The following is a 14,237-nucleotide window of genomic DNA, read 5'->3' as shown; positions in this document are numbered from 1 at the left end:
CCGGTCGGCGTCACCGCCGGTGTCGGCATCACCGTCATGCCGGGGAACCTGCCCTCCGCACAGCACGAATGGAGAACGTGAGATGCGCAAGATACTTGTCGTCGGGGCCGGCCAGTCCGGTCTCCAGCTCGCCCTCGGCCTCCAGGCGAAGGGGTACGAGGTCACCCTCATGTCCAACCGGACCGCGGACGAGATCCGCACCGGACGGGTCATGTCCACGCAGTGCATGTTCGACACCGCCCTCCAGCACGAGCGGGACCTCCAGATCAACTTCTGGGAGCAGCAGGCCCCCAAGATCCGCGGCCTCGGCGTCTCGGTCGCCGCCCCCGACGGCTCCCGCCCCATCGACTGGCTCGGCCGCCTCAAGGGCCACGCCCAGTCCGTCGACCAGCGCGTGAAGATGGCCGGCTGGCTCGACACCTTCACGCAGCGCGGCGGACAGCTGGTCATCCACGGGGCGTCCGTCGCCGACCTCGACTTCTTCTCCCGCACCTACGACCTCGTGCTCGTCGCCGCCGGCAAGGGCGAACTCGTCTCGATGTTCGGGCGGGACGCCGCGCGTTCCCCCTACGACGCCCCGCAGCGCGCCCTCGCCGTCTCCTACGTCCACGGGCTCGGCCCGCGCCCCGAGCACCCGGACACCGAGGCCGTCCGCTGCAACCTGGTCCCGGGCGTCGGCGAACTCTTCGTCATGCCGACCCTCACCACCACCGGCCGCGCCGACATCCTCTTCTGGGAGGGCCTCCCCGGCGGCCCCCTCGACGTCTTCAAGGGCGTCAACGACCCCGGCGAGCACCTGGCACTGACGCTGGAGCTCATGGAGAAGTACACGCCCTGGGAGCACGCCCGGACCAAGGACGTCGAACTGACCGACGCCGGCGGCACCCTCGCCGGACGCTACGCGCCCGTGGTCCGCAACCCGATCGGCCGCCTCCCCGGCGGCGGCCTCGTCCTCGGCGTCGCCGACGTCGTCGTCGCGAACGACCCGATCACCGGCCAGGGCTCCAACTCGGCAGCCAAGTGCGCCGCCTCGTACCTGTCCTCGATCCTCATGCACGGGGACAACCCGTTCGACGAGGCCTGGATGAAGGCGACCTTCGACAAGTACTGGTTCACCACCGGCAAGCCCGTGACCCAGTGGACGAACGCCATGCTGGGCGTCCCGCCGGAGCACGTCCTGAACCTGATCGGCGCGGCCGGGCAGCTCCAGCCCGTGGCGGATCGTTTCGCCAACGGCTTCGACAACCCGGCCGACTTCGACTCCTACTTCTACGACCCCGAGGACACCGCCGACTACCTCGCCGAGGTCACGGCCGCGGCGGTCTGAAGCCCCGGCCCCGAGCCGGGAACGGCGTCCGGTTCGCTGTCGGCGCTCGATTCCGAGTCGGCCTCCGGTTCCGCGTCCGGTTCCGCACCGCGCCCGGCGGCCGGAGCCACGTCGGCCGAGTAACCGGAATCGTCCCCCGCCGTCGCGCCCCCGGGCAGCGGCGGCGGGGTGAACTCCGCCAGCGGACTCCCCTCCGGATCCGGCCGCACCGCCCCCAGCAGCGGGTTCGCCGCGATCGGCGACACCTTCACCCTCGCCCCCGGCCGCGGCGCCTGGATCACCTTGCCGTCCCCGATGTACAAGGCCACGTGCGTCGCCTTCGGGAAGTACACCACCAGGTCCCCGGGCCGCAGCCGGTCCAGCGGCACCCGCGGCAGCTGCGCCCACTGCTCCTGACTGGTCCGGGGGATCGACCGGCCGGCGTGCTCCCACGCCTTCGAAGTCAGCCCGGAACAGTCGAACGACCCCGGCCCCTCGGCCCCCCACACGTACGGCTTCCCGATCTGCGCCGTCGCGTACCCGAGCGCCGCGCCACCCGCCGCCGTCGGCGTACCCGTACGGGCGGGCAGCCGGCCCGAACTGACCAGCTCCCGCTGCGCCCCGGCCGTCACGGCCTCCTCCCGGTCCCCCAACCGGGCCAGCTCCTCGGGCGTGAGCGCCGCCAGCAGCCGCTCCACCTCCTTGAGCCGGCCCGCGACGTCCTCCTGGTGCCGCTTCTGCTCCGCGGCGAGGGCCCGCTGCGCCTCCAGCGCCTTGCGCGCCCCGGCGGCGAGCGCCCCGGCCCGCTGCTCACCCCGCTCCAGCCGCGCCACGACCCCGGCCCGCCGGGCCCCTTCACGGGCGGCGAAGTGCCGCTGGTCGACGGCCTGCTGGGGGTCACCGGAGAGCAGCAGCCGCAGGTACGGGGAGAACTCCCGCGAGCCCTGGTACTGCTCCCGGGCCAGCCGCCCGGCGGCGGCCTTCTCGGCACCGAGGGCGGACCGGGTCCGGCCCAGCTCGGCGGCCAGACGCCGCTCCTCGTCCTGGCGGGCCTTGAGGGCGACCTCGGTGGCGTTGTAGGCCTCGCTGGCCTCCTCGGCCTTCTGGTACAGCCCCTGCAACCGGACCAGCAACTCACCGACGGGCTCGGCCCGAGCCGCGGGCGGAGCGCTCACGGTGGCCAACACGGCACCGACGCACGCGAGACGAAGCAGTCGTTTTGTCATGAAATCACCTCCGAGACCCCCGATGCTGCCATGCCCAGTACGACGAATCCCCCACTGGAGTCGGCCGAGTCCAGGCCGGTCATCCGTTCGGCGGGGGTGGGCGAGTGGGGCTGGTCGGGGTCGGGGGGCGGCGGGGTTCTAGCTGGTCCGTGTCAGGGAGGGTTTGGTGGTTTCCCGTCAGTCTCATCGTCTCTCCGGGCTGGACCGGTCCCTCAAGGGCGCTCCTCCTTCGTCGTCGCGTCGCTTCGCGATGGCCTTCGGCCACCCTTGACCGACCGCCCCACCCCGGAAAGCCGAAGACCGACGGGAACCCCCCAAAAGAACGGTCACGGGGACGGATAAACAGGAGCGGGTCTCTCAGCGATGAGGCGAGGGGCCGGGGGTCGGCATGCCGGGCACACGGCCCCCTCGCGGCCCCTTCCGGGACCAGACCGCCGCCTACCCGCCCGAAATGACGACCAGGACGTCCTGGGGTGCAGTCAGGCGCGCGTGAGATCGCTACGCGCTTCTCTCGGCTTAGCGGCAGCGGCCCGTCTGGGGCTGGACATAGGCCGCAGGAGGCATCTGTGCCCGGTGTTGTCTCAGCGGCTGACGACCGGCCGTGGTCACTTTCAGGGGCAGTCTGGGGTCTTTCCTGCCGGGGGGTGTCACCGCAGGAGGACAGGCGGGCGGTAGCCGCACGTCAAGGGTGATGGGTGGGCCGTGTGGGCGGTCTATGTCCAGCCCCAGACGGTCGTCGGACGCTAAGCCGAGAGGAGCGCGTAGCGATCTGACGCGCCTGACTGCACGCCAGGCTGATGTGGTCGTCATTTCGGGTGGGTAAGGAGTGGGTGTGGTCCCGGAAGGGGCCGCGAGGGGGCCGTGTGCCCGGCATGCCGACCCCCGGCCCCTCGGCTCATCGCTGACGGGGCCGCTCCTGTTTATCCGTCCCCGTGACCGTTCTTTTGGGGGGTTCCCGGCTGTCTTCGGCTTTCCGGGGTGGGGCGGTCGGTCAAGGGTGGCCGAAGGCCATCGCGAAGCGACGCGAACGAAGTGAGCGCCCTTGAGGGACCGGTCCACCCCGGAGAGACGATGAGACTGACGGGAAACCACCAAACCCTCCCTGATCCGGCTGAGGGGAAACCCGGCCCCCTTCACCCCGCCCGGCCTCCTCCGGCCGCCCATGTGGGACCCCGCCCGCCGACCCCGCCCGCCCCTATCCCCTCAGCAGGCGCGACTTCGCCGACGTGAACTCCTCCGGGGTGAGTAGCCCTTCCCGGGTCAGGGCCGCCAGCTGCATGAGTTCCGCCGCCAGGCCCGAGCCCGCTGGGGGGAGTTCGGCCGGGGCCTGCGGGGTGTCCGGGGTGCTGCTCGGGGCCGTCTCCGGGGCCTTGCGCCGCTCCGCTTCCGCAGCCCCCGCCCCCTCCGCAGCCGCCTCCGCTGCCTCCCCCTCTTCCTCCTCCGGCTCCGGCTCCGGCTCCGGTTCCCCCCAGACCCCCCGGTCCTCCTCCTCCATCCATTCGGCGGGGCCTTCCCCCGCCTCCGCCGCCTCGCCCTGGGTCCACTCCGCGGCGCCCGCCGCGCGGCGCAGGAGGCCGCGGAGCAGGGGGTGGCCCGCCGGGCGGGATGCCGCCGACACCTTGACGCCGACCGGTCTGATGAACATCACGCGACCTCCACCCGCTCCGCCGGGATCCGGACCGAGCCGACGATCCGCCCGCCCGCGGCGCGTACGGCCACCGCCGCGTCCTGCGCCCACACGTGCTCGACGACCAGGAGCAGCGCGCAGCTGCCCCGCTCCAGGAGCTCGGCGGCCTCCCGTACGTCCTCGGGCCCGATCAGGCGGGCGACGTCCCGGCCGGCGAGCAGGCCGCGGAGTTCGACGAACTCGTCGAACTCCGCGGCCAGGACCTCTCCCGCGGCCGTCTTCGTCGTGACGAGCCCGTCGATCAGGCGTACGACGCCGGTCTTGCGCAGCCCCGTCACGGCCTCGACGGCGGAGACCCGGAGCTGCTCCTCCGGGAAGGCGAGGACGATGAATTCCACAGGTCCCATGGCGCGGCGGCCCTTCTTCGCTGACTGACGCCGTCCTGACCGTTTCTGACGACTCTTCGGCACACTATGACATAAGCGGACATACCATCCGCTCCCTTGCTACGTTTCCCGGTATGACCGCTCTGACGGCGAAGGTGACGGAGCCCGCTCCGCCCCCGCCCCCCGACGCCCGCGCCCCCAAGGGCCGGGGCATCGAGCTCACCCTCCTCGCCGGCGCGGTCCTGATCTCCGTACTGGGCTACCTCTCCGTCGGCGTCGCGGCCACCGGCCGCCTCCCCCGTCCCGCCGGCCAGTACGCCGCCGGCCTCGGCGGGGCCGCCCTGCTCGCGCACGTCGCCGTCCGGCTCAGGGCCCCGTACGCCGATCCGCTCCTGCTGCCGATTGCCACGCTCCTCAACGGTCTCGGCCTGGTCCTCATCCAGCGGCTCGACCTGAGCACCCCCGGGGAGCAGGCCGCCGGGGACCAGTTGCGCTGGTCGGGGCTCGGAGTGGTGCTGTTCGTGCTGGTGGTCGTGCTGCTCCGCGACCACCGGGTGCTCCAGAGGTACGCGTACCTCTCCGTCGCCGCAGCGCTCGCGCTGATGCTCGTCCCGGTGTTCTTCCCGGCCGTCAACGGCGCCCACATCTGGATCCGGTTCGCGGGACTGTCGTTCCAGCCGGGGGAGTTCGCCAAGATCCTGCTCGCCGTGTTCTTCGCGGCCTACCTCGCCGCGAACCGCACCGCGCTCGCGCTCACCGGCCGCCGCCTCTTCTGGAAGCTGCGCCTGCTGCCCGGGCGGGTGCTCGGGCCGATCCTGGCGATCTGGCTGCTGAGCGTGGGACTGCTGGTGCTGGAGCGGGACCTCGGCACCTCGCTGCTCTTCTTCGGGCTCTTCGTGATCATGCTGTTCACCGCCACCGGGCGGATCGGCTGGATCGCCATCGGCCTGCTCCTGGCCGCCCTCGGCGCCTACGCCGTCGGGACGTTCGAACCGCACGTGCACAGCCGCGTCGACGACTGGCTGAATCCTTTCGCCTCGATCGAACGCGGCGACGGCCCCGGCCAGCTCGCCCAGTCCCTCTTCGCCTTCGGGGCCGGCGGACTGCTCGGCGCGGGCCTCGGGCACGGCCAGTCCTTCCTCATCGGCTTCGCCGCCAAGTCGGACTTCGTCCTCGCCACCGCCGGGGAGGAGCTCGGGCTCGTCGGGCTCACCGCGATCCTGCTCCTGTACGGGCTCCTGGTGTCCCGGGGCTTCCGGACCGGGCTGGCCCTGCGCGACCCCTTCGGCAGGCTGCTCGCGACGGGACTGGCCTCGATCGTCGCCCTCCAGGTGTTCGTCATCGCGGGCGGCGTCACCGGTCTGATCCCGCTCACGGGCATGGCGATGCCCTTCCTGGCGCAGGGCGGCTCCTCCGTCGTCACCAACTGGATCATCGTCGCCCTGCTGGTCCGGCTCAGTGACAGCGCCCGCAGGCCCGAGCCGCAGGAGGCCCCCGCGTGATCCGCTACATCCGCTGGTGCGCGTACTTCTGCGCGCTGCTGCTGGTCGCCCTGCTGGTGAACATCGCCCGGGTGCAGGTCTGGGAAGCCGCCGCCTACGGGGCGAACCCGGCCAACAAGCGCCCCGCCATCGGGCGGTACGCCGAACCGCGCGGGGACATCCTCGTCGACGGCCGCCCCGTCACCGGCTCCCGCGACAGCCGCCAGGTGCTGCGCTACGAGCGGACCTACACCGACGGCCCCCTCTACGCGCCCGTCACCGGCTTCTCCTCCCAGGCGTACGGGACCAGCTTCGTGGAGCGCGCCGAGGACCCCGTCCTGTCGGGCACCGACCCGGCCCTCTCCGCCTTCCCCCTCTGGTACGAGCTCTCGCGCGGGCGCCCCGGCGGCGGGAACGCCGCCACCACCGTCCGGGCCGCCCTCCAGCGGGCGGCGTACCGGGGCCTCGCGGGCAAGCGGGGCGCGGTGGCCGCCCTCGAACCGGCGACGGGGAAGATCCTCGCGCTGGTCAGCAGCCCCTCGTACGATCCGGCGCTGCTCTCGGGCACGGGCCGGCGGGTCGAGGAGGCCTGGGCGCGGCTGAACGGGGACCCGGCCCGGCCGATGCTCAACCGGGCGCTGCGCGAGACGTACCCGCCCGGATCCACCTTCAAGATCGTGACGGCCGCCGCCGCGCTGGACGCGGGGGTGGTCACCGACGTGGACGCGCCGACGCGGACGCCGGACCCGTACCCGCTGCCCGGCACGCACACGCTGCTGCCGAACGCGGGGACGGGCTGTGAGGACGCCTCGATGGCGGAGGCGGTGCAGTGGTCCTGCAACACGGTGATGGCGAAGATCGGGGTCCAGGTGGGGCTGCGCCGGATGGCCGAGGCGGCGGACCGGTTCGGTTTCAACGACGCGGGGCTGCGGGTCCCGTCGTGGGTGTCGCGGTCGAACTTCGACACGGACATGAGCCAGGACCAGCTGGCGCTGTCCTCGATCGGCCAGTTCAACACGAGGGCGACGCCGCTGCAGATGGCGATGGTGGCGGCGGCGGTCGCGAACGGCGGTGAGCTCAAGTCCCCGTACCTGGTGGAGCGTACGACCCAGGACGACGGTTCCCAGGTCAGGCGCGGGGATCCGCGCACGCTGGGGCGGGCGATGAGTCCGGCGACGGCGCTGCGGATGCAGGAGCTGATGGTCAAGGTGGTGGAGGACGGCACGGGCCGCAATGCCGCGATCAAGGGGGCGCGGGTCGGCGGGAAGACCGGTACGGCGCAGCACGGCGTCGGCAACGCGGGTACCCCGTACGCCTGGTTCATCGCCTGGGCCCGGGCCGAGGGCGCGCCGCAGCCGGCGGTGGCGGTCGCGGTGGTGGTCGAGGACGCGGCGGCGGACCGCGGGGGCATCAGCGGCAACGGCGCGGCGGCCCCGATCGCGCGGGCCGTGATGGAGGCGGCGCTGTCCACGGGGTGAACGGTGGCGCGGGGCCGGGAACTCCCGCGCGCCGGACGGGGCGCCCCTACCCTTCGGCGCCCTCCTCGACGGCGGCTTCGACCTCCGCCACCCGCTCGCGTTCCTCGGCCGCGAAGCGCTCGCGGTCGAGGGCTTCGGCGATCTCCTCGTCCTGGTTCATCAGGAGGTCCAGGTTGGAGTCGCCCATGTCGAAGACGCCCATGTCCAGGTAGGCCTTCTGGAGGCGTTCGCCCCACAGCCCGATGTCCTTGACGCAGGGCACGATCCGGCTGAACAGCAGCCTGCGGAAAAGGTGCAGGAACTCCGACTGCTCGCTGAACTCCTCCGCCTCGTGCCGCGGGACGCCGAAGTTCTCCAGTACCTCGACGCCGCGGAGCCGGTCCCGCATCAGGTAGCAGCCCTCGATCACGAACTCCTCGCGCTCGCGCAGTTCGGCGTCGGTGAGCTGCTTGTAGTAGTCGCGCAGGGCCATCCGCCCGAAGGCGACGTGGCGGGCCTCGTCCTGCATGACGTAGGCGAGGATCTGCTTGGGCAGCGGCTTGTCCGTCGTGTCGCGGATCATGCCGAAGGCGGCCAGCGCCAGTCCCTCGATCAGCACTTGCATGCCCAGGTAGGGCATGTCCCAGCGGGAGTCGCGCAGGGTGTCGCCGAGCAACCCCTGGAGGCTGTCGTTGACCGGGTAGAGCATGCCGACCTTCTCGTGCAGGAAGCGTCCGAAGATCTCCGCGTGGCGTGCCTCGTCCATGGTCTGGGTGGCGGAGTAGAACTTCGCGTCGAGGTCGGGCACCGATTCCACGATGCGGGCCGCGCACACCATGGCGCCCTGCTCGCCGTGCAGGAACTGGCTGAAGTTCCAGGCGCTGTAGTGCCGGCGCAGTTCGCCCTTGTCGCGGTCGGTCATCTTGGCCCAGTGGCGGGTTCCGTACAGGGTCAGGACCTCGTCGGGGGTGCCGAGCGGGTCGTACGGGTCCACCTCGACGTCCCAGTCGATGCGCTTGGCGCCGTCCCACTGCTTGTCCTTGCCCTTCTGGTAGAGCGCGAGGAGCCGTTCCCGGCCGCCGTCGTACTCCCAGCTGAAGCGGGCCGAACCGGAGGCGGGGATCTGCCAGACACCCTCGCCCGGGTCCTTCGTGTAGAGCTCGTGCGTCGACACTGACGCCTCCTCGTCTCACGTACTTCCGTACAGGACTGGACGGTTGGAGCGTCACACGTTGGTAGACGCGGGGTCAACAAGTCGTGCGCGAGGGATTGACGACCTTGCTGACAGGCAGTCTCATAAGGGGAGACCGCCGGTAACCCCCGACCACGAGGTGCCCGAAGCCATGACCACCGTGACGCAGCGAGCCGCGCTGAGGGACGCCCTCGGCGAGCTGAAGGACCGCGAGCAGATCGCCGAGCGCCTGCTCGAATCCTCGGCCAAGCACTCCTTCGACCCCGACAAGGAACTCGACTGGGACGCCCCGACGGTCGAGGGCAAGTACTACTGGCCGCCCGAACTGCTCTCCCTCTACGACACCCCGCTGTGGAAGAAGATGGGCGAGGAGCAGCGCATCGAACTCTCCCGGCACGAAGCCGCGGCCCTCGCCTCGCTCGGCATCTGGTTCGAGATCATCCTCATGCAGCTGCTTGTCCGGCACATCTACGACAAGTCGCTGACCAGCAACCACGTCCGCTACGCCCTCACCGAGATAGCCGACGAATGCCGGCACTCGATGATGTTCGCCCGCATGATCCAGAAGGGCGGAGCCCCCGCCTACCCCGTCTCCCGCGCGAACCACAACCTCGCCCGGATCCTCAAGACGGTCTCCACCACCCCCGGTTCCTTCGCCTGCACCCTCCTCGGCGAGGAGATCCTCGACTGGATGCAGCGCCTCACCTTCCCGGACGAGCGCATCCAGCCCCTCGTGCGCGGCGTGACCCGCATCCACGTCATCGAGGAGGCCCGGCACGTCCGTTACGCCCGCGAGGAACTGCGCCGCCAGATGCTCACGGCCCCGCGCTGGGAGCAGGAACTCACCCGCGTCAGCTGCGGCGAGGCCGCCCGCGTCTTCTCCCTCGCCTTCGTCAACCCCGCCGTCTACGACAACATCGGCCTCGACCGCCGCGAAGCCGTCGCCCAGGTCAAGGCCAGCGGCCACCGCAGGGAAGTGATGCAGACCGGCGCCAAGCGCCTCACCGACTTCCTCGACGACATCGGCATCCTGCGCGGAGTCGGCCGGAAACTGTGGAAGAGCTCCGGCCTCCTGGCCTGAGGGGCGTCGTCTACGCTGCGGGCATGACCGTACGCGCCTACCGCAGACTGAGCGTCGAGGAGCGGCGTGCCCAGCTCCTCGACGCGGCCCTGTCGCTGTTCGCGCACCGGGCGCCGGAAGAGATCTCCCTCGACGACGTCGCCGAAGCCGCCGGAGTCTCCCGCCCGCTCGTCTACCGCTACTTCCCCGGCGGCAAGCAGCAGCTCTACGAAGCCGCCCTGCGCTCCGCGGCCGACCTCCTCCAGCTGTGCTTCGCCGAACCCCAGGCCGGCCCGCTGACCCAGCGCCTGTCCCGGGCCCTCGACCGCTACCTCGCCTTCGTCGACGAACACGACGCCGGCTTCGCCGCCCTCCTCCAGGGCGGCAGCGTCGTCGAAACCTCCCGCACCACCGCCACGGTCGACGGCATCCGCCGCGCCGCGGCCGAGCAGATCCTCCTCCACCTCGCGGTCCCCGACCCGGGACCGCGGCTGCGCATGATGGTCCGCACCTGGATCACCGCCGTCGAAGCGGCCTCCCTCATCTGGATCGACGAGGGCAAACAGCCGGAGGTCGCCACCCTCCGCGACTGGCTCGTCGACCAGTTCATCGCCCTGCTCACCGCGACCGCCGCCACCGACCCGGAGACGGCCGCCGCCGCGCGGGCCGCGCTCGCCCTGGAGTCGGCGGACGGCCCGGTCGGGGTCCTCGCCCGCCGCGTGATCCCCGTGGTCTCCGAGGCCGCGCACCTGCTGTGACACTGGAGGGGTGAGAAGCGAACCCACCCCGTTCGAGGGCGGCCCGATGGACGGCCGGGTCCTCCCGATCCTCGTCGGCCCGACCGGCCACCCGCCGAAGTGGTACGAGATCCCCGTCCCCGACGCGGACGGCGGCCCCCCGACGGTCCTGCTCTACGAACGCGTCCCGGCGGGCTACTCCAAGCGCCTGGGCCTCCAGAAGGGCTGGAAGTACGCCTTCACCCCGACAGGCATCAAACCCAAACCCCGCTGGCCCTGGACCAAACCCACCCCTTGACCCCGCACCGTCCAGCCGCCGACGATCTCGGCGGATGCAGGGGCCGGGGCCGGGGTGGGGTGTCGTCCGGGATTAAAACGTGATTTGTTGGCGCCCTGCCCCACCGCCAAGGCACTCCGGACAAGGCGCCATAAATCATGCCCGTCCCGGACGACACCCCACCCCGGCCCCGGCCCCACCGCAGCCCCGCAGCCCCACCGCAGCCCCCGCCGCCCCACCTGAACCCCGCCCCCCGCCGGTGCCGACACCCCGCACCCCCGCCCGGCCAGGGCAAGGTCAGCCCCCCACCCCCACCGCCCCCGGCAAGGTGAGCACCGCCAACGCCCCGCCCCCCTCCGCCCGGCGGAACTCCAGCCGCGCTCCGATCACCTCCGCCTGACCGGCCGCGATCGTCAGCCCCAGCCCGTGCCCCTTGCCGCCGCTGCGGAACCGCTGCGGCCCCCGCTCCAGCAGGTAGTCCGGGTACCCGTCCCCGTGGTCCCGTACGGTCACCACCGGCCCGTCCACGGTCACCACCACCGGCCCCCGCCCGTGCTTGTGCGCGTTCGCGACGAGATTCCCCAGCACCCGCTCCAGCCGCCGCCGGTCCGTTTCCACGTGCGCGTCCCGAAGGACCACCACCTCCGTCGCGCCCCCGGCAGCCGCCCCCGCCCCCGCCGCGGCAGCACCCCGCACCACCCTGCGCACCAGCCGCTCCAGCTGGTGCAGATCCGTCTCGACCACCTCGCTCCGCGAGTCCAGGCGCGAGATCTCCAGCAGGTCCTCCGTCAGCTGCCGCATCGTCCGTACGCGCTCCCGCACCAGCTCCGTCGGCCGCCCCTCCGGCAGGAGTTCCGACGCCGCCTGCAACCCGGTGAGCGGCGTGCGCAGCTCGTGCGCGACGTCCGCCGTGAACCGCTGTTCGCTCAGCAGCTTGTCCTGCAGCGTGCCCGCCATCGTGTCCAGGGCCCCGGCCACCGTCGACACCTCGTCCTGGTGCCGCGCCGGATCCTTCGTACGCGGGTCCCCGACCCGCGCGTCCAGGTCGCCGTGGCTGATCCGCCGCGCGACCGTCGCCGTCTGGTGCAGCCGCCGCGTCACCCGCGTCACCGCGAACGCCCCCACCAGCAGCGTTCCGCCGAGCGCCAGCGCCGACGAGCCGATGATCGCGTTGTCCAGCCCGGTGATGGTCCGCGCGCTCTGGCCGTAGTCGACGGCCGTGGCCAGCGCCCGCCCGTCGGCCGGCGCGGCGGCCCACATCACCGGCCGACCCTGCTGGTCGGCCACCAGCGTGCCCCGCCGCCCGCTCACCGCGAGGGCCCGCAGCTCCGGCGGCAGCCCGGCCGGGTCCAGCCCCGACTCCGGCGGCAGGGCCTCGCCGGCCTCGTACGCCAGGGCGGCTTCGGCCAGCCTGCCCAGGGCCTTGTCCCGGGCCGTCGCCACGGTCTGCCGGGTCACCTCGACGTGCACCAGCACGCCCAGCACCGCCGCCAGCGAGCAGCACATCACCACGATGAAGCACGCCGACTTCCAGGTCAGCGTCGCCGTCCACGCGGGCAGCCGCACCCTCACCGGGCCCCCGCCCCCGGCCGCGCCGAGCCCTGCGGGTTCGCCGGGATCCGGACGATCTGCTCCCGCGTCGGCAGCATCGAGCGCTGCTTCTCGTCCCACGACCAGGCGGTGATCAGCTCGTAGCCGGGGTTGCCGCTCGGCACCCGCAGGACGACGTCCCGCCCGGCCAGTTCCACGGCGACGACGGTCTGCGTGGTCGCCATGATCCGGTTGAGCCGGCCGTCCGGATCCGCCGTGTACACCCGTACGGACATCATCTTGTCGGGGAACTCGATGCCGATCACGAGCTCGTCCTTGCCGTTCCCGGTGAGGTCCCGGTAGTACGGCGCCAGCACCGGGCACTTCCCCGGCTCCGCCCCCTCCGTCCCGCAGGCCAGGATCGCCGCGGCGGTCTCCGGGTACATACCGTCGGGGCCGACGTCGGCGTTCGGATGCGCCCGCAGCTCCGCCTGGACCAGGGCCACGGGATCCACGGTGTGCACGTTCTGGCCGGGAACCCGCGGCAGTCCCGGCACGTACTCCGGCGGCGCGCCCCCCGGATCGGCGGGCGGTACGTCGGCACCCCTGCGCTCCGGCCACAGGTGTACGGGCCCGCTCGCCGTCGGGGTCGGCCCGGCCGACACCAGCCCGCCGGTGTCGCCGCACCCCGCCGTCAGCGCCAGCGCCGCCAGCACCGGGGCCACCAGGAGCGCACGGAAGGAGAACACGGGCACGGCGGCTGGCCCCTCCTCTCGCGGTACACGGCATCGACGGTCGTACCGGCAACCTTATGCGGAGGTACGCCCGTTTTGCCGGTCGGTCCGAGTGCCGGACCCGGGGTCAGCCGTCGGTGCGGCCGCGCCGCAGCATGGCGAACCCCAGCCCGCCCGCGCCGATCGCCGCGATCCCGCCGCCCGCGGCGAGCAGCAGCATCCCCTCGCCGGGCCCGTCGGCCAGGGTGCTGAGCCGCAGCGCCTCGGCGGTCCCGGCCGCGCCGTCGTTCGCGGAACCGCCCGCCGGGTGCCGCACCGACACGGGGACGACCTGCCCGCTGCGCGTCCCGGTCTTGTGCCCGTCCCCGTCCACCGCGTGCGCGCCGTCGCCCGGACCCGCGTCACCGACCCAGGACGTGAGCCGGCCGTCGGGCCGCAGCGCGGCGTGCAGCTCGCCGGTGTTGCCGAAGCCGGTGAAGCCGTCACGGCTGGTCAGCGTGGCCACCGCGACCCCGGAACGCAGGATGTCGGCCTGGTACGCGTCCTGCCCGACGCGGTACACCCTCGCGGTCGACCGGCCGTCGGCCAGGGCGACGCTCCTGACCAGCGTCCGCTGCGTCGCGGAAGCGGCCGGGACCGCGTCGGCGAAGGCGTCGGCGGACGCGGCGGCGCCGGTCAGGACCGGCAGACCGGCGGCGCACGCGGCCACGACGGCGGCGCGGGCGAGGGTGCGGCGGCGGGCGGTGTTCACGGAATTCCTTCGGGCAGGTCGGCGGCGGGCGTGTTCAGGTGGGATAAAAGTAGGCGCCGGCCGTTGCGGTACAGCCGTGTTCTTGTAACAGCGAGGCAGCAGGGACCCGACGGAGTCGTTACACAGCCGAGGGATCGCCCCGCACGCGGCCGGGGGATTGCCCCGCGGCCCACCGCCTGCTCCCATGGACGGCGGGGGTGACGGCGATGCGCGGACTCAGAGTGCTGCCGAGCGGCCGGCCCGGCCGCGGCCGGCTGTACGTCAACGGACCGGACGGCCGGGCGGTGGCCTGGTACGACCGGCAGCCCAACCGGATCAGCCTGCTGGCGGACGACCAGCGCGAGGCCGTACTGGCCGCCTTGCGCCCGTACCTGACCGGCCGACTGGACGCTCGGGCCGCCGCCGGTCCCCACCCCCGCCGAACTGCGCCGCCTCTTCCTCGCGCCGGACGACGACCTGGCCCCGAACCGTCC

At 72.7% G+C, this 14,237-nt stretch carries 13 protein-coding genes; 6 read left to right on the top strand and 7 right to left on the bottom strand.

From position 1 onward, the window contains the following. The first annotated feature begins 82 nt into the window (after window positions 1-82). Entirely contained in the window at window positions 83-1,327 is a 1,245-nt protein-coding gene (locus ABZZ17_RS14455) for a styrene monooxygenase/indole monooxygenase family protein (protein ID WP_356875666.1), read from the top strand. Here ABZZ17_RS14455 and ABZZ17_RS14450 read toward each other — a convergent pair. The 3 genes from ABZZ17_RS14450 to ABZZ17_RS14440 all read right to left on the bottom strand — a co-directional run bounded on the left by ABZZ17_RS14450 (window position 1,294) and on the right by ABZZ17_RS14440 (window position 4,566). Next, on the bottom strand, window positions 1,294-2,532 hold the full coding sequence (locus ABZZ17_RS14450; protein WP_356875664.1) for an NlpC/P60 family protein: 1,239 nt from the start codon (window positions 2,530-2,532) through the stop codon (window positions 1,294-1,296). The genes ABZZ17_RS14455 and ABZZ17_RS14450 overlap by 34 nt on opposite strands. Window positions 2,533-3,727: 1,195 nt before the next feature. Continuing rightward, window positions 3,728-4,177 carry a hypothetical protein gene (locus ABZZ17_RS14445; RefSeq protein WP_356875662.1) on the bottom strand — a complete coding sequence of 150 codons (450 nt, stop codon included), beginning with the start codon at window positions 4,175-4,177 and terminating at the stop codon, window positions 3,728-3,730. Then, window positions 4,177-4,566: a DUF6325 family protein gene (locus ABZZ17_RS14440; protein WP_356875660.1), complete on the bottom strand. Its 390-nt coding sequence runs from the start codon at window positions 4,564-4,566 to the stop codon at window positions 4,177-4,179. Before ABZZ17_RS14440 ends, ABZZ17_RS14445 begins: the two co-directional genes overlap by 1 nt. A 113-nt stretch (window positions 4,567-4,679) precedes the next feature. On the opposite strand from ABZZ17_RS14440, the gene ABZZ17_RS14435 reads away from it, so the two are divergent. Both ABZZ17_RS14435 and ABZZ17_RS14430 read left to right on the top strand, forming a co-directional pair. Continuing rightward, on the top strand, window positions 4,680-6,047 hold the full coding sequence (locus tag ABZZ17_RS14435) for an FtsW/RodA/SpoVE family cell cycle protein (protein WP_356875658.1): 1,368 nt from the start codon (window positions 4,680-4,682) through the stop codon (window positions 6,045-6,047). Then, entirely contained in the window at window positions 6,044-7,504 is a 1,461-nt protein-coding gene (locus ABZZ17_RS14430; RefSeq protein WP_356875656.1) for a penicillin-binding transpeptidase domain-containing protein, read from the top strand. The genes ABZZ17_RS14435 and ABZZ17_RS14430 overlap by 4 nt, the downstream gene beginning before the upstream one ends. Before the next feature lie 46 nt (window positions 7,505-7,550). Here ABZZ17_RS14430 and ABZZ17_RS14425 read toward each other — a convergent pair whose 3' ends face one another. Continuing rightward, a complete protein-coding gene (locus tag ABZZ17_RS14425; protein ID WP_356875654.1) occupies window positions 7,551-8,657 on the bottom strand; it encodes a ferritin-like domain-containing protein in 1,107 nt (368 codons plus the stop codon). Between the two features lie 169 nt (window positions 8,658-8,826). On the opposite strand from ABZZ17_RS14425, the gene ABZZ17_RS14420 reads away from it, so the two are divergent. The 3 genes from ABZZ17_RS14420 to ABZZ17_RS14410 are packed head-to-tail and all read left to right on the top strand — an operon-like array spanning window position 8,827 to window position 10,770. After that, on the top strand, window positions 8,827-9,756 hold the full coding sequence (locus tag ABZZ17_RS14420; RefSeq protein WP_356875652.1) for a diiron oxygenase: 930 nt from the start codon (window positions 8,827-8,829) through the stop codon (window positions 9,754-9,756). A 23-nt stretch (window positions 9,757-9,779) separates the two neighbouring features. Next, complete coding sequence (locus ABZZ17_RS14415) at window positions 9,780-10,493, top strand: helix-turn-helix domain-containing protein (RefSeq protein ID WP_356875650.1); 714 nt, start codon at window positions 9,780-9,782, stop codon at window positions 10,491-10,493. 10 nt (window positions 10,494-10,503) lie between these two features. Continuing rightward, window positions 10,504-10,770, top strand: coding sequence for a hypothetical protein (locus tag ABZZ17_RS14410; protein ID WP_356875648.1), 267 nt, complete (start codon window positions 10,504-10,506; stop codon window positions 10,768-10,770). Window positions 10,771-11,046: 276 nt separating this feature from the next. Here the strand turns inward: ABZZ17_RS14410 and ABZZ17_RS14405 are convergent, their stop codons facing one another. The 3 genes from ABZZ17_RS14405 to ABZZ17_RS14395 form a co-directional block, all read right to left on the bottom strand. Next, window positions 11,047-12,321 carry a HAMP domain-containing sensor histidine kinase gene (locus tag ABZZ17_RS14405; RefSeq protein ID WP_356875646.1) on the bottom strand — a complete coding sequence of 425 codons (1,275 nt, stop codon included), beginning with the start codon at window positions 12,319-12,321 and terminating at the stop codon, window positions 11,047-11,049. After that, complete coding sequence (locus tag ABZZ17_RS14400; RefSeq protein ID WP_356875644.1) at window positions 12,318-13,034, bottom strand: hypothetical protein; 717 nt, start codon at window positions 13,032-13,034, stop codon at window positions 12,318-12,320. Before ABZZ17_RS14400 ends, ABZZ17_RS14405 begins: the two co-directional genes overlap by 4 nt. Before the next feature lie 106 nt (window positions 13,035-13,140). Beyond that, complete coding sequence (locus tag ABZZ17_RS14395; RefSeq protein ID WP_356875642.1) at window positions 13,141-13,764, bottom strand: hypothetical protein; 624 nt, start codon at window positions 13,762-13,764, stop codon at window positions 13,141-13,143. Window positions 13,765-14,237 lie beyond the last annotated feature (473 nt).

Source organism: Streptomyces sp. NPDC006512, assembly GCF_040611935.1.
Taxonomy (GTDB): domain Bacteria; phylum Actinomycetota; class Actinomycetes; order Streptomycetales; family Streptomycetaceae; genus Streptomyces.
Note: the sequence above shows the minus strand (reverse complement) of the source record. Positions and strands in the feature narration are given on the sequence as shown.

Coding starts and splice junctions, on each gene's coding strand:
- ABZZ17_RS14455 (WP_356875666.1), top strand. CDS start 83: ATGCGCAAGATACTTGTCGTCGGGGCCGGCCAGTCCGGTCTCCAGCTC.
- ABZZ17_RS14450 (WP_356875664.1), bottom strand. CDS start 2,532: ATGACAAAACGACTGCTTCGTCTCGCGTGCGTCGGTGCCGTGTTGGCC.
- ABZZ17_RS14445 (WP_356875662.1), bottom strand. CDS start 4,177: ATGTTCATCAGACCGGTCGGCGTCAAGGTGTCGGCGGCATCCCGCCCG.
- ABZZ17_RS14440 (WP_356875660.1), bottom strand. CDS start 4,566: ATGGGACCTGTGGAATTCATCGTCCTCGCCTTCCCGGAGGAGCAGCTC.
- ABZZ17_RS14435 (WP_356875658.1), top strand. CDS start 4,680: ATGACCGCTCTGACGGCGAAGGTGACGGAGCCCGCTCCGCCCCCGCCC.
- ABZZ17_RS14420 (WP_356875652.1), top strand. CDS start 8,827: ATGACCACCGTGACGCAGCGAGCCGCGCTGAGGGACGCCCTCGGCGAG.
- ABZZ17_RS14415 (WP_356875650.1), top strand. CDS start 9,780: ATGACCGTACGCGCCTACCGCAGACTGAGCGTCGAGGAGCGGCGTGCC.